This is a genomic window from Pseudomonas sp. GW823-FHT02F05, assembly GCF_058797315.1.
Map to the genome: position 1 here is coordinate 1 of NZ_JBXAJM010000001.1, position 14,746 is coordinate 14,746.

Annotated in this window: 13 protein-coding genes; 11 read left to right on the plus strand and 2 right to left on the minus strand. The window is 60.5% G+C overall.

Features of this window, described 5'->3' with window-relative positions; all coding sequences use genetic code 11:
- Nucleotides 1-141: 141 nt before the first annotated feature.
- Nucleotides 142-414, minus strand: coding sequence for a DUF1652 domain-containing protein (locus AC1RAC_RS00005; RefSeq protein ID WP_127882153.1), 273 nt, complete (start codon nucleotides 412-414; stop codon nucleotides 142-144).
- A gap of 257 nt (nucleotides 415-671) precedes the next feature.
- Between AC1RAC_RS00005 and AC1RAC_RS00010 the strand changes: the two genes are divergently transcribed.
- Genes AC1RAC_RS00010 through AC1RAC_RS00025 form a run of 4 tightly spaced genes read left to right on the plus strand, consistent with a single transcriptional unit; the run spans nucleotide 672 to nucleotide 4,445 of the window.
- A complete protein-coding gene (locus AC1RAC_RS00010; protein WP_054922191.1) occupies nucleotides 672-1,481 on the plus strand; it encodes a helix-turn-helix transcriptional regulator in 810 nt (269 codons plus the stop codon).
- 49 nt (nucleotides 1,482-1,530) lie between these two features.
- Complete coding sequence (locus AC1RAC_RS00015) at nucleotides 1,531-2,937, plus strand: NAD(P)/FAD-dependent oxidoreductase (protein ID WP_034127702.1); 1,407 nt, start codon at nucleotides 1,531-1,533, stop codon at nucleotides 2,935-2,937.
- 26 nt (nucleotides 2,938-2,963) lie between these two features.
- Nucleotides 2,964-3,305, plus strand: a complete 342-nt coding sequence (locus AC1RAC_RS00020) for a cupin domain-containing protein (RefSeq protein WP_034127701.1) — start codon at nucleotides 2,964-2,966, stop codon at nucleotides 3,303-3,305.
- Between the two features lie 60 nt (nucleotides 3,306-3,365).
- Complete coding sequence (locus AC1RAC_RS00025) at nucleotides 3,366-4,445, plus strand: polyamine ABC transporter substrate-binding protein (protein ID WP_054922193.1); 1,080 nt, start codon at nucleotides 3,366-3,368, stop codon at nucleotides 4,443-4,445.
- A 34-nt stretch (nucleotides 4,446-4,479) separates the two neighbouring features.
- Here the strand turns inward: AC1RAC_RS00025 and AC1RAC_RS00030 are convergent, their stop codons facing one another.
- A complete protein-coding gene (locus AC1RAC_RS00030) occupies nucleotides 4,480-5,265 on the minus strand; it encodes a helix-turn-helix domain-containing protein (protein WP_259284221.1) in 786 nt (261 codons plus the stop codon).
- 199 nt (nucleotides 5,266-5,464) lie between these two features.
- On the opposite strand from AC1RAC_RS00030, the gene AC1RAC_RS00035 reads away from it, so the two are divergent.
- The 7 genes from AC1RAC_RS00035 to AC1RAC_RS00065 all read left to right on the plus strand — a co-directional run bounded on the left by AC1RAC_RS00035 (nucleotide 5,465) and on the right by AC1RAC_RS00065 (nucleotide 14,667).
- Nucleotides 5,465-6,829 carry an APC family permease gene (locus AC1RAC_RS00035; RefSeq protein WP_034127698.1) on the plus strand — a complete coding sequence of 455 codons (1,365 nt, stop codon included), beginning with the start codon at nucleotides 5,465-5,467 and terminating at the stop codon, nucleotides 6,827-6,829.
- Between the two features lie 9 nt (nucleotides 6,830-6,838).
- Nucleotides 6,839-7,942 (plus strand): DmpA family aminopeptidase, encoded by a 1,104-nt coding sequence (locus AC1RAC_RS00040; protein ID WP_054922195.1) that lies wholly within the window; start codon nucleotides 6,839-6,841, stop codon nucleotides 7,940-7,942.
- A gap of 369 nt (nucleotides 7,943-8,311) precedes the next feature.
- The gene (locus AC1RAC_RS00045) at nucleotides 8,312-9,745 is read left to right on the plus strand and encodes a serralysin family metalloprotease (protein ID WP_054898106.1); all 1,434 of its coding nucleotides are present in this window, start codon (nucleotides 8,312-8,314) and stop codon (nucleotides 9,743-9,745) included.
- A gap of 48 nt (nucleotides 9,746-9,793) precedes the next feature.
- Complete coding sequence (locus tag AC1RAC_RS00050; RefSeq protein WP_054898107.1) at nucleotides 9,794-10,162, plus strand: AprI/Inh family metalloprotease inhibitor; 369 nt, start codon at nucleotides 9,794-9,796, stop codon at nucleotides 10,160-10,162.
- Nucleotides 10,163-10,262: 100 nt separating this feature from the next.
- Nucleotides 10,263-12,014, plus strand: coding sequence for a type I secretion system permease/ATPase (locus AC1RAC_RS00055; protein ID WP_034127694.1), 1,752 nt, complete (start codon nucleotides 10,263-10,265; stop codon nucleotides 12,012-12,014).
- The gene (locus AC1RAC_RS00060) at nucleotides 12,011-13,324 is read left to right on the plus strand and encodes an HlyD family type I secretion periplasmic adaptor subunit (RefSeq protein ID WP_057977342.1); all 1,314 of its coding nucleotides are present in this window, start codon (nucleotides 12,011-12,013) and stop codon (nucleotides 13,322-13,324) included. The genes AC1RAC_RS00055 and AC1RAC_RS00060 overlap by 4 nt, the downstream gene beginning before the upstream one ends.
- 2 nt (nucleotides 13,325-13,326) lie before the next feature.
- Nucleotides 13,327-14,667: a TolC family outer membrane protein gene (locus AC1RAC_RS00065; RefSeq protein WP_003191155.1), complete on the plus strand. Its 1,341-nt coding sequence runs from the start codon at nucleotides 13,327-13,329 to the stop codon at nucleotides 14,665-14,667.
- Nucleotides 14,668-14,746 lie beyond the last annotated feature (79 nt).

Here is a 14,746-nt window from a genome sequence, read left to right on the forward strand (position 1 = left end):
GAATTCAAGCCTGCGTTCGGCCAGCGTGGTTTAACGGGGCGCCTGAGATCAAGATCAAAAGCAGATCAAGATCAAGACCAAGAGCGGCTCGCTTCGCATCGTGGTTACCGTCAAAGTGGGCGTTATTACGCTATTGCCGCCTCACGCCCGCAACGAAACCGGCGGCACGAAACTCTCCAATTCATCCTCCACTGCCTCGATGATGCGCTCCACATCAGTCGCGTTCATCACCGTAGCGCAAGGGATCCCCGCGATGGCGATCAATGTCTCGCCGCTGGCCCGGTCGAACAGGCGGGCGATCATGCTGCCGGGGGCGTCCATGCTGCCCTCGAAGCCCATCGGGTGAAAATGCCAGCGCATCAGCTGGCAGGCGTTGGGAAATGTCACTTTGTTCATGTTGCCCACCTTGTTCATTGAGCGCTTCCTTTAGCTCGCGGCAGGGGCCAGGACCTTCACTGGTCATGACAGCTAAGGGCTTAAAAATAGCATTCGTTCGCAACTGCAAGGTGACTTTTTTCGGCCCGTTCGGCGGTTCTTTCGCCTGGTTTTGATATAGATCATGTCCTACAAAGGAATAGGCAAAAGGCCATTAGTCAGACGCTCAATCTGACCATTGAAGGCAAGGGTAAACTTCGGCATTCTCAAAAATTTTCCCCGCCGTAGAGCCCGATATGTCCGACATCGCTCCAGACGATGAGTGTCACAATTCCCACGCTACCGGCGAGTTGGTGCTGCGCCATCACCTGTGCTGGCGACATCGCGATCTGGACGGGGTGATGGCTTACTACCACCCCGAGATCCTGTACCACGATTTTTTCCAGAACCGTGTGGTGGGCTATGCCGAGTTGCGCGAGTACCTGCAGGCCAGCATGCCCCGTGAGGCGGATGAGGCGATTGAACACACTGATCGCATCCGCGCCGATGGCGATACCGCGTTTATCCAGTACCGCATTACCTTGCGTGGCGGCCAGGGCCTGGTGTCGTTTCGTACCAGTGAGGCCATTACGGTGCGCGACGGGTTGATCTGGCGGGTGCATGAATATGCGTCCCTGGTGCACGAGCAACCGACCCAGGCGCTGCGTACCACGGTCAGCCGCCTGGGTTTGTCGCCCCAGCAGTTGGGTTATATGGCCAATGACCTGCAACAATATTTCGAGCGTCAGCAGCCGTACCTGGACCCGGACTTGGACCTGCAGCGGGTCGCCAAGGCCTGTGGCTACAGTCGCAACCAGATGTCCTACCTGCTGAACCAGGTGCTGGGGCAGAGCTTCTATCGCTACGTCAACCAGGCGCGACTCCAGCATGTACTGGCCGCGCTGGACCACGCCACCGCGCCGGTCAAAGTCGATGAGTTGGCCTTTGCCGCCGGTTTCAATTCACTCTCGGCGTTCTACAGCGCTTTTCGCCAGCACACCGGGCAATCGCCCAAGGCGTACCTCAAACAAATTTCTGTGCGTGCACGCGCGCAAGACAGCCCCTGACGCTGCACTCTAGGATCGGCCCTATCGAACCGAGGTAGGGGAACCTGGCATGCCGGCATGGCGCAGTATCAGTTTATGGATGGACCAGTTGGACGACCCGCTGGTAGCGCGCCCGTCGCTGGAGCACGACCTGGACGTCAATGTGGCGATTATCGGCGCCGGCTATACCGGCCTGTGGACCGCCTATTACCTGAAGCGCCAGGCCCCTGAGCTGAAAATTGCAATCATCGAGGCGCAAACGGCCGGTTTCGGCGCATCCGGGCGCAATGGTGGCTGGTTGATGGGCAACCTCTTGGGAGAAGACCGTCTGCTGGCTGAGCTTGCCCCCCAGCAGCGTCGCGCTTCGTTTGACCTCTTGCATGGCATTCCTGATGAAGTGGCACAGGTGCTGGTCCGCGAAGGCATTGACTGCGACTACCGCAAAGGCGGCGCCTTGTATTGCGCCGCACGCTACCCCGAGCAGGAAGGCAGCCTGCGCCGCTATCTGGACAAGCTGTACGCCCAGGGCCTCACCGAAGACGACTACCGCTGGCTCAGCCCGCAGCAATTGGCCGAGCAGGTCCGCATTGCCAAGCCTTATGGCGGCATCTATGCCCCCCACGTCGCGACGATCAACCCGGCGAAGCTGGTGCGTGGCCTGGCGCGGGCGGTTGAAAGCCTGGGCGTGACCATTTACGAAAACAGCCCCGTGACCCATTGGCAGTCCGGCAGCCTGCGCACTGCCAAGGCCTGCGTGCGCGCCGCCTGGGTGGTGCCTGCTGTCGAGGGTTACGCCAATACCTTGCCGCCGTTGGGCCGCTACCAGTTACCGGTGCAGAGCTTGATCGTCGCCACCGAACCGCTGCCGGCCAGCACCTGGGAGGGCATCGGGCTCAGCCAGGGCCAGGCCTTTGGCGAGAGCAGCCGACAAGTCACCTACGGCCAGCGCACGGCCGACAATCGCCTGGTGTTCGGCGCCCGTGGTGGCTATCAATTTGCCGGCAAGTTACGGCACAACTTCGACCTGACGGACAGCGAAGTAGAGTTGCGTCGCTACCTGTTTGGTGAACTCTTCCCACAGCTGAAAAAGGCCAGGATTACCCACTCCTGGGGCGGCAACCTGGGCATGTCGCGCCGTTTTCGTCCGCACATGCTCTGTGACCACGCCACTGGCATCGCACTGTCCGGCGGTTATGGCGGGGAGGGCGTGGGCGCCACCAACCTCGGCGGCCGTACCCTGGCCGACTTGATCCTGGGCCGCGACACCCCGTTGACCCGACAACCCTGGGTGATTCGCGAAGGCGGACTCCAGGCGCTCAAGGCCTGGGAGCCCGAGCCGTGCCGCTGGCTGGGTTACAACGCGATCATTCGCAGTTTTGTCCATGAAGACCAGGTGTTGGCCAACCCCAACACCCCGCCCTGGCGCCGCAAGCTGGCAACCGGCGTTGCCGGTTTCATGGAAGGCTTCATGCACTGACTCGTTCCACCCACAGGGGAAAACCCATGAGCATTACGCAATTCAAAGACACGCTGAACACCGCTCTGCCAGATTCATCACCGGTGGCGGTGCCCCTGGGCGCGCCCATCGCCGTGGCCTCGACCCTGAGCGTGGAGCGCAATGACGGGGTCGAGACCGGCATCTGGGCCTGCACCCCAGGGCGCTGGCGTCGGCAGATCAAGTCCCAGGAGTTTTGCCATTTCATCCAAGGGCGCTGCACCTTCACGCCTGACAACGGGGAAACCCTGCACATACAAGCCGGTGACGCACTGATGTTGCCAGCCAATAGCACCGGTATCTGGGATATCCAGGAAACCGTGCGCAAGACCTACGTCCTGATTCTGTAACGCTTTGATCCTTGATCGCCTGCCATAAAAACAGCCCTAAAACCGCCAGGAAATCGAACCATGAAAGCCATTGCCCTGTTGCCCTTGATGTTGCTGGCTACTATCAGCCAGGCTGCCGAGACCGTGAAGATCTATAACTGGTCGGACTACATCGCACCGGACACCACCAGGAATTTCCAGAAAGACACCGGCATCGGTTTCACCTATGACCTGTACGACAGCAACGAAACCCTCGATGGCAAGCTGATGACCGGTAAATCGGGTTACGACGTGGTGTTTCCCTCCAACCATTTCATGGCGCGGCAGATCCAGGGCGGCGCCCTTAAAAAGCTCGACAAGAGCCAGCTGCCCAACTGGAAAAATCTCAACCCGGTGCTGCTCAAGGCCGTGGAAAACAATGACCCTGGCAATGCTCACGGCTTTCCGTACCTGTGGGGCAGCACCGGCATTGGCTACAACATCGACAAGGTCAAGGCGGTACTCGGCGACGACGCCCCGGTGGACTCCTGGGACTTGATCTTCCAGCCGGAAAACATGGCCAAGCTGCAAAAGTGCGGGGTCGCCATCCTCGACAACGGCCCCGAACTGCTGCCAGCCGCGCTCAATTACCTGGGCTTGCCGCACCACAGCAAAAAAGCCGAGGACTACAAGAAGGCCGAAGCCCTGCTGATGCAAGTGCGGCCTTACGTGGCGTATTTTCATTCCTCGAAATACACCGCCGACCTGGCCAATGGCGATATCTGTGTAGCCGTCGGTTTCTCCGGCGACATCCTGCAGGCCGAAAGCCGCGCCAAGGAAGCCAGGAACGGCGTGAATATCGGCTACAACATTCCCAAGGAAGGCGCGGCGATCTGGTTTGACATGGTCGCCATGCCCGCCGACGCGCCGGATGAGAAAGCCGGCTATGCCTTCATGAACTATCTGCTGCGCCCCGACGTGATGGCGAGTGTCACCAACTACGTGCACTACGCTAACGGCAACGCGGCGGCCGACAGCCTGGTAGACCCGGCGATCAAGGCCGACACCAAGGTGTATCCGAGCCCGGAGATGATGGGCAAGCTGTTTGCACTGCAAGCCATGCCGTTGAATATCGACCGGGTGCGTACTCGGGTATGGAATACCATACGGACGGGGCGTTGACAGGCGCCAAACACGCTTTCAGCTCGAATGAGGTTTATGGGTTCTCCAGGTCATGCCCCAATGACTGGATGAATAGTGAAAACAACTCGGGCTGCGACGAAATGTCCAGCTTGGCGTACAGATGCCTGCGGTGCACTTTTACGGTGTCCGGCGAGATCTTCAAGCGTTCGGCCATGGCCTTGGAGGAGAACCCACGCAACACCAGCCGGGCGATTTCCAGCTCGCGGTCCGACAGCACACCGCTGCCGAAATGACTCAGGGCATCGCGAATCTGGCTGTCCATGGCCGGTGCCCGCTGGGTGCTTTGCTGCCAATGCTGGTGCATGAGCGGCAACACCCACGCCGACAGCGTGGTCAACAGCCCGGTTTCTTCGAAGCTGAAGCGCCGCTGCATGCCCAGCGACAGCGACAGCGTGCCCACGCCGGGCAGTTGCAGGATCACTTGCACTTCGTCTTCCAGCACATTGTCGTGGAAGTAATTGAGGAAGTACTCACTCTGGCGAAAATGGTCCGGCGCCACTTCCTCCAGGCGGTATACGCCGCTGGCATAGTTTTCGCGGCAAGCCTGGTAAAACGGGTCGAGCAGGTACAGGCCGTTGAGGTACACCAGCATCGACGCCGGCTTGCTGCTGGGTTGGGCGTCGTACTCCTCCAGGGCCTGGGGCGGGCCATCCAGCGGGTAGAAAATCGCCAGGGCATTATCGAAGGGCAGGCACTGATGCAATAACAGTACCAGTTGCTTCCAGAACCGCTCGGTGCCGATCTGTGACAGGGTGCGGCCCAACCACGCGTGCATACCGATTTCCCGGAACAGGCTCATCTCAACATCCCCACCCTCAAATGATCGGCCAAGGGTTAGGCTTCTGCTGGGCACCGTCAAGGGGAGTACGCCAATAGGGGAATTGGCCGGCAGCCCCACCAGCCGATAACGTCGACACTGTCCAACGGGAAGCATATCCCGAGGAACAATCATTTTTCGTTTCTGCCTCACACCAAAAACAACGACAGAGGATAACGATATGAGTGCCACCCCCGCGCCCGATGGCGTGCTCAAGCCCACCCTGAGCGTCTTTGATGTCGTGGCGATTACCGTTTCAGCGGTAACGCCGGCCAGTTCCGTCTTCGTGATCGCCCCGTTTGCCATCCAGCAGGCGGGCAGTGGCGTGTTCCTGGCGTTTGTGATGGCGGCGTTGCTCGCGTTGATGTTCGCCTTCTGTTACGCCGAACTCGGCCGCGCCCATAACAGCGCCGGCGGCGAGTATGTGTATGCCAAGCGCGTGTTTGGTGGCATGGCCGGTTACGCCACCTTCCTGACGGTGTTGGTGATGTTGCTGTTTATCCCGCCGGTATTGGCGACCGGTGCGGCGACTTACCTGAATAACGCCCTCGGCACGACATTCGATTCGCAAACCGTCGCCCTGGTGATCGTGGTGTGCAGCTACGCCCTGGGCATCCTCAACATCAAGCTCAACGCCTGGATTACCGGCACCTGCCTGCTATTGGAAGTGGCGGCGTTGCTGGTGATTGTGGTGATCGGCTTCGGTAACCCGGTGCAACCGGCCAGTGTGTTGTTGCAGCCGCAGATCGTCGAAAACGGCGTGTTGCACCTGGCGCCCTGGGCCTTGGTGATCGGCGCCGTCGGCATCGGCCTGTTCTCGTTCAACGGCTACGGCCCGGCGGTGTTGCTGGCCGAAGACATGAAGTGCGGCGGCAAGGGCGTGCACAAGGCGGTGCTATGGTCGTTGGGGTTGGTGGTGGTCATCGAGTTGGTGCCGATCACTGCACTGTTGATCGGCGCGCCGTCCCTGAGCGCAATGATCAGCAGCCCCGACCCGATCGGCTATCTGTTGACCAGTCATGGCAATGAAACCTTGTCGCGGCTGGTGAGTGCCGGGATTTTCCTGTCGGTGTTCAACGCCATCGTTGCCATCGTGATCCAGATTGGCCGCGTGGTGTTCAGCAGCGGTCGCGATGCGCTGTGGACGCCGAGTATCAACAAGCTGTTCACGCGTATTCACCCGCGCTGGGACTCGCCGTGGCTGGCGACACTGTTCCTGGCGATACCCTCGGCGCTGTTGAGCTTCAGTTCTAACCTGGCCGACCTGACCTCGTTCAGCGTGCTGCTGATTATGCTGGTGTACCTGGTGGTGGCGCTGAGCGCGCTGATGAGCCGGGTGCTGCTGCGTGATCGCGAGCATCCCTATCGCATGCCGTTATGGCCGCTGCCGGCATTGCTGGCGGTACTGGGTGCCGGTTACCTGCTGGTCACCTTGATCCTGGAGGCCTCGGTACGCGACATCATGATTATCATCGGCTTGCTGGCCCTGTCGGTGATCTTGTATTGCATCAGTGGCCGGTTGAGTCCGGCGTTCCAGAAACTGTAAGGAGTGGGTATGCGTGCACGTCAATTGGGCATTACGTTGGGGTTGGGCATGCCCGGCGAATTGAATGCCATCACCGATGTTCCCGGGGTTCGCGTCGGTCACTCGACGATCAAGGCCTGTGTGGACGGTAAGCAGGTGCGCACCGGCGTCACGCTGGTCCAGCCGCGTGCCGGGGAAGCGCGGCAGCAACCGTGTTTTGCCGGCTACCACGTGCTCAACGGTAACGGCGACGCCACGGGCCTTGAGTGGATCAGCGAGGCGGGGCTGTTGACCACGCCGATGGCCATCACCAACACCCACAGTATCGGGGTGGTGCGCGACAGCCTGATCGCCCTGGAGCGCGAGCGCCTGGCGGACCCTGCGGTGTACTGGTGCATGCCGGTGGTCATGGAAACCTACGATGGCCTGCTCAACGATATCTGGGGCCAGCACGTGCGCCCAGAGCATGTGCGCCAGGCTCTGGACCAGGCTGAAAGCGGCCCGGTGCAGGAAGGTGCGGTGGGCGGTGGTACCGGCATGATTTGCCACGAGTTCAAGGGCGGCATCGGCACGGCGTCACGGCGGTTGCCAGCAGAGCAGGGCGGCTGGACTGTCGGCGTACTGGTGCAGGCCAACCATGGCAAGCGCCAGGAGCTGCGGGTCGATGGCTACCCGGTGGGCCGTCACTTGATGGACATTGCTTCGCCCTTTGCCGAGCGAGGCACCCCCGGCATGGGCTCCATCGTGGTGATCATCGCCACGGACGCCCCCTTGCTGCCCCACCAATGCCAGCGCCTGGCGCAGCGCGCGTCCATCGGCATCGCGCGTACCGGCGGCGGCACCGAAGATTCCAGCGGCGACCTGTTCCTGGCGTTTGCCACCGGTAACCGTGATTTGCCACCGGCCGACTATGGGCGCAAGGACCTGCCCCTCAGCACCGGGTTGCAGATGGTCAACAACGACCATATTTCGCCGCTGTTCAGCGCGGCGGCAGAGGCGGTGGAGGAGGCGATCATCAACGCCATTCTGGCAGGTGAAGACATGACCACCCAAGACGGCGTCGAGGTGCCGGGCCTGGCTGGCGAAACCCTCTTGGCAGCCCTGCAACAGTGTGGCTGGAGTATGTCCCGGTAATGGGGGACAGCGCACTTTAATAGTGCGAATAGTGGCTCTTTAATGTTGCTAATGACACCGTGACAATATATTGGATCCATTAATCAAGTGAGCCGTTCGCTTAGAGCGGCTTTACTTGTATTTAATATTTAAATAGTGGTGTGCGCCGATTCGGCCACATAAACGCAACGGCCCCCAATAAACACTGCGTGGGACTTCTGCAACTTCAACCTGCGTCACAATTGTGCGATGGAAATAGATGTAGACGAAAGATTTCAAGTTGTGTCAGTTTTCTTACGCCTTCAAAAGAGGTGAGTGATAGGACTATCCTCGCCCGCGAGGTTCCTATCGAACAAAGACTGATGCACTTGCAAACAAGGAAGTACGTTTATGTCAAAAGTAAAAGACAAGGCTATTGTATCTGCCGCGCAAGCCAGCACTGCTTACTCGCAAATCGATAGCTTCAGCCATTTGTATGACCGTGGCGGTAATCTCACGGTCAATGGCAAACCGTCCTACACCGTGGACCAGGCAGCGACCCAGCTGCTGCGGGATGGTGCTGCGTACCGGGACTTTGATGGCAACGGCAAGATCGATCTGACCTACACCTTCCTCACCTCGGCTACCCAGAGCACCATGAACAAACATGGCATCTCGGGGTTCAGCCAATTCAACACCCAGCAGAAAGCACAGGCCGCACTGGCCATGCAATCCTGGGCGGATGTTGCCAACGTGACCTTTACCGAAAAGGCTTCCGGCGGTGACGGCCACATGACCTTCGGCAACTACAGCAGCGGCCAGGACGGCGCCGCGGCCTTCGCTTACCTGCCCGGTACCGGTGCAGGCTACGACGGCACTTCGTGGTACCTGACCAACAATAGCTACACGCCGAACAAGACCCCGGACCTGAACAACTATGGCCGGCAGACCCTGACCCACGAAATCGGCCACACCCTGGGCCTGGCTCACCCTGGCGACTACAACGCCGGGAACGGCAACCCGACCTATAACGACGCAACCTATGGACAGGACACGCGTGGCTATAGCCTCATGAGTTACTGGAGCGAGAGCAACACCAACCAGAACTTCAGCAAGGGCGGCGTCGAGGCTTACGCTTCCGGCCCGCTGATCGACGACATTGCGGCGATCCAGAAGCTCTACGGTGCCAACTTCAACACCCGCGCCACTGACACCACCTACGGGTTCAACTCCAACACCGGGCGTGATTTCCTCAGCGCCACTTCCAATGCCGACAAGCTGGTGTTTTCGGTATGGGACGGTGGCGGCAACGACACCCTGGACTTCTCCGGTTTCACCCAGAACCAGAAGATCAACCTCACTGCCACCTCGTTCTCTGATGTGGGCGGCCTGGTGGGCAACGTGTCCATCGCCAAGGGCGTCACCATCGAGAACGCGTTCGGCGGTTCGGGTAACGACCTGATCATTGGTAACCAGGTTGCCAACACCATCAAGGGCGGGGCCGGCAACGACCTCATCTACGGCGGCGGCGGTGCAGACCAGCTATGGGGCGGCGCTGGCAGCGACACTTTCGTGTACGGTGCCAGTTCCGACTCCAAGCCAGGGGCTGCGGACAAGATCTTCGACTTCACCTCCGGTTCGGACAAGATCGACCTGTCCGGTATCACCAAGGGTGCGGGCGTGACCTTTGTCAACGCATTTACCGGGCATGCCGGCGATGCTGTACTGACCTATGCCTCAGGTACCAATCTGGGCACCTTGGCGGTGGACTTCTCCGGGCACGGCGTGGCGGATTTCCTCGTCACCACCGTTGGCCAAGCGGCTGCCAGTGACATCGTAGCCTGATGTAAAGCGCGCGGCGCTTCGGCGCCGCGCTCCGGGCTGGAGTTGGATATGCCACGTTTTTCCCATTTGATCGCCTGTGTTGTGCAGGTGTTGTTCGTGTCGGCAGGAGCCCACGCAATGGCTAGCAGTCTTGTATTACCCACCTCCGCGCAGCTTGCCGGGCAGTGGGAACTGAAGCAGCAGGATCAGGTGTGCGCGCTCAAGTTAGTGGAGCAAGCCAACGTCTTGGAAGGCGATATCGCCTGTGCCGAGCAATGGCTGGGCGACAAGCCGCTGACGTGGTCGCCCACGCCGGATGGTATTTGGCTGTTTAACGCTGAAGGCTCGGGGATCACCCATTTGAATCGCCAGAAAGAGGGCGACTATCAAGCCCGCACTAAAGCAGGCGAAGTTGTAACGCTGCAACGTAAACCTTAATTAAAAGTTATAAGCATATAACTCGATTTGTTAGGCGGCCGTACCCTACTCGGTAGGGGTGACCCTTTTGCGTAATTCGCTGCAAGGAAAAACAATTAATATGGCGAAGTCCCATGGGGTGGCGCCCTTATTCAGGGCGCTGGGTGAATACAAAAGTATTTTGATCAGCGTTGGCTGTTTCACGGCATTGATTAACCTATTAATGCTGGTGCCCTCGATTTACATGCTGCAAGTGTATGACCGTGTGCTGTCCTCCCAGAATGAAACCACCCTGGTGATGTTGACGCTGATGGTCGTGGGCTTCTTTGCGTTTATCGGCCTGCTGGAAGTGGTGCGCAGCTTCATCGTGATCCGCATTGGCAGCCAGTTGGAGCGACGTTTCAACTTGCGCGTGTACAAGGCCGCCTTCGAGCGCAACTTGCAGCGTGGCCAGGGGCATGCCGGGCAATCCTTGGGCGACCTGACCGCTTTGCGCCAATTCATCACGGGGCCTGCGCTGTTCGCATTCTTTGATGCGCCATGGTTCCCGATCTACCTGTTCGTGATTTTCCTGTTCAACGTGTGGCTCGGCGTGCTGGCCACGGCCGGCGCGGTACTGTTGATTGGCCTGGCGTGCCTTAACGAATACCTGACCAAAAAGCCATTGGGCGAGGCCAGCGGTTTTTCGCAGCAGTCGACCCAACTGGCCACCAGCCATTTGCACAACGCCGAAACCATCCAGGCCATGGGCATGCTAGGCGCACTGCGCCAACGCTGGTTTGGCGTGCATTCTCAGTTCCTGGGTTTGCAGAACAAGGCTAGCGACACCGGTTCGATCATCACCTCGTTGAGCAAATCCCTGCGCCTGTGCCTGCAATCCTTGGTGCTGGGCCTGGGCGCCTACCTGGTGATCAAGGGCGACATGACCGCCGGGATGATGATCGCAGGCTCCATCTTGATGGGCCGCGTACTCAGCCCCATCGACCAATTGATTGCAGTGTGGAAGCAATGGAGCTCGGCCAAGCTGGCCTACCAGCGCCTCGACGAACTGCTGCGCGAATTCCCGCCAGAGGTCGAGCACATGGCTTTGCCTGCGCCCCACGGCCAGGTCAGTTTCGAGCAGGTCAGCGCCGGCCCGCCGGGGCGACGCATGGCGACCCTGCATCAGGTCAGCTTCAACCTGGCTGCCGGTGAAGTGCTGGGCGTGCTGGGCGCGTCGGGCTCCGGCAAGTCCACCCTGGCTCGCGTGCTGGTGGGCGTATGGCCGACCCTGGCCGGCACCGTGCGCCTGGACGGCGCGGATATTCACCGCTGGAACCGCGACGACCTCGGCCCGCATATCGGCTATTTGCCCCAGGACATCGAGCTGTTCAGCGGCAGCATCGCCGATAACATCGCGCGCTTTCGCGAGGCCGACCCGGAGCTGGTGGTCAAGGCCGCACAACAGGCCGGTGTGCATGAATTGATCCTGCGCCTGCCCCAAGGCTACGACACCGTGCTGGGCGACAACGGCGGTGGCTTGTCCGGCGGCCAGAAACAACGGGTCGCCCTGGCCCGCGCCCTGTACGGCGGGCCGCGGCTGATCGTGCTGGACGAACCCAACTCCAACCTCGACACCGTCGGCGAAGCCGCATTGGCCAGCGCCATCATGCAGATGAAAGCCCAGGGCAGCAGCGTGGTGCTGGTCACCCATCGCTCCTCGGCATTGGCCCAGGCCGACAAATTGCTGGTGCTCGGCGAAGGCCAACTGCAAGCGTTCGGGCCCAGCCAAGAGGTGCTGCGGGCGTTGTCCGGGCAGCAGGAAGCTCCGAAAGAAAAAACCGGTGTCAGTTTCAGTCGTCAGTACCAGGCCGGAAGGAATCCAGGCGCATGAGCAGCCTTACCGTTGAACCTCAAATCAAAGAACGCGATGCCGGCTTTTTCGTAAAAATGGGCTGGGTGATCACCATTGTTGGTGCCGGTGGGTTTTTCCTCTGGGCCAGCCTTGCACCGTTGGACCAGGGCATCCCGGTACAAGGCACCGTGGTGGTGTCGGGCAAGCGTAAGGCGGTACAAACCTTCAGCCCCGGTGTGGTCAGCCGCATCCTGGTAAAAGAGGGCGAAATGGTCAAGCAAGGCCAGCCGCTGTTCCGTCTTGACCAGACCCAGAACCAGGCCGATGTGCAATCGCTGCAAGCCCAGTACCGCATGGCCTGGGCCAGCGTGGCGCGCTGGCAGAGCGAGCGTGACAACCTGCCCGGTATTACCTTTCCTGCTGAGCTGAGCGCCAATCCCGATTCGGCCCTGATGCTGGTTCTGGAAGGTCAGCGCCAGTTGTTCAGCAGCCGCCGCGACGCGTTTGCCCGTGAACAAGCCGGGATCCGCGCCAGCATCGAAGGCGCCACGTCACAGTTGAGCGGTATGCGCCGTGCCCGCAGTGACTTGACCGCCCAGGCCCAATCCCTGCGCGCGCAACTGAGCAACCTGCAACCTTTGGCCGACAACGGCTATATCCCGCGCAACCGGCTGATGGACTATCAGCGCCAGTTGTCCCAGGTGCAGCAGGACCTGGCGCAAAACGCCGGGGAAAGCGGCCGGATAGAGCAGGGCATTGTCGAGTCGCGGCTCAAGTTGCAGCAACACGGCGAGGAGTATCAGAAGGAAGTGCGCAGCCAACTGGCCGACGCGCAACTGCGCGCCCTGACCCTTGAGCAACAACTGACCTCCGCCGGCTTCAATCTGCAGCATAGCGAAATCAACGCGCCGGCCGATGGCATTGCGGTCAACCTCAGCGTGCATACCGAAGGCGCCGTGGTGCGTGCCGGTGAAACCCTGCTGGAGATCGTGCCCCAGGGCACACGTCTGGAAGTGGAAGGGCATTTGCCCGTGCACCTGGTGGACAAGGTCGGCACACACTTGCCGGTCGACATCCTCTTCACCGCCTTCAACCAGAGCCGCACGCCACGGGTGCCGGGTGAAGTCAGCCTGATCTCCGCCGACCAGATGCTCGATGAAAAAACCGGGGCGCCGTATTACGTGCTGCGCACCAGCGTCAGCGAAGCGGCGATGGAAAAACTCAACGGCCTGGTGATCAAGCCCGGCATGCCCGCCGAGATGTTCGTGCGCACTGGCGAGCGTTCGCTGCTCAACTATCTGTTCAAGCCGCTGCTGGATCGCGCCGGCTCCGCGTTGACCGAGGAATGAGCATGAAGCCAGTGTTCATTTCGCTGTTGCTGGTGTGTGGCAGTGCCCAGGCCGCGATGGGGCCCTTCGATGTATACGAGCAGGCGCTGCGCAACGACCCGGTGTTCCTGGGCGCCATCAAGGAGCGCGACGCCGGCCTGGAAAACCGTACCATTGGCCGCGCCGGCTTGCTGCCGCGGTTGTCCTACAACTACAACAAGGGCCGCAACAACTCCGAAGCGCACCTGCCTGACGGGCGCGGCGGCAGTTACCGCGACGACCGCAACTACAACAGCTACGGCTCGACCTTCAGCCTGCAACAGCCGCTGTTCGACTACGAAGCCTATGCCAACTACCGCAAGGGCGTAGCCCAGGCGCTGTTTGCCGATGAAAGCTTTCGCGACAAGAGCCAGGCGTTGCTGGTGCGGGTGTTGAGCTATTACACCCAGGCGCTCTTTGCCCAGGACCAGATCGACATCGCCAGGGCCAAAAAGAAGGCGTTCGAACAACAATTCCAGCAGAACCGGCATCTGTTCCAGCAAGGCGAGGGCACTCGCACCGATATCCTTGAAGCCGAGTCCCGCTATGAGCTGGCCACCGCCGAAGAGATCCAGGCCCTGGATGAGCAGGACGCCTCGCTCCGGGAGCTGGGCGCGTTGATCGGCGTGCAAAGCGTCAACATCAACGACCTGGCACCGCTGAACCAGAGCTTTGCCGCGTTCACCCTGACCCCGGCCAACTACGACACCTGGCATGAGTTGGCGCTGACCAACAACCCTGTGCTGGCGTCGCAACGCCAGTCCCTGGAAGTGGCGCGCTATGAAGTGGAACGCAACCGCGCCGGGCATTTGCCGCGAATCACCGCGTATGCCACCTCGCGCAAGCAGGAGTCCGACAGCGGCAACACTTATAACCAGCGCTACGACACCAACACCATCGGCGTCGAAGTGAGCATGCCGCTGTATGCCGGTGGCGGTATCTCGGCTTCCACCCGCCAGGCCAGCCGTGCGATGGAGCAGGCCGAATACGAGCTGGAGGGCAAGACCCGCGAAACCCTGATCGAACTGCGTCGCCAGTTCAGCGCGTGCTTGTCAGGCGTGAGCAAGTTGCGCGCCTATCAGAAAGCGCTGGCATCCGCGGAGGCGCTGGTGGTGTCGACCAAGCAAAGCATTCTCGGCGGCGAGCGCGTCAACCTCGACGCACTGAACGCCGAACAGCAGTTGTACAGCACCCGCCGCGACCTGGCCCAGGCACGTTATGACTACTTGATGGCCTGGACCAAATTGCACTACTACGCGGGCAACTTGCGCGATACCGACTTGGCCAAAGTGGACGAAGCCTTCGGCCCGGATGGAAAACTGTAGGAGCGCGTGTTTTGTGGCGAGGGCGCTTGCTCCCGCTCGACAGCGAAGCTGGAGCCGGCTTTTTTTAGGGAGCGCTTCG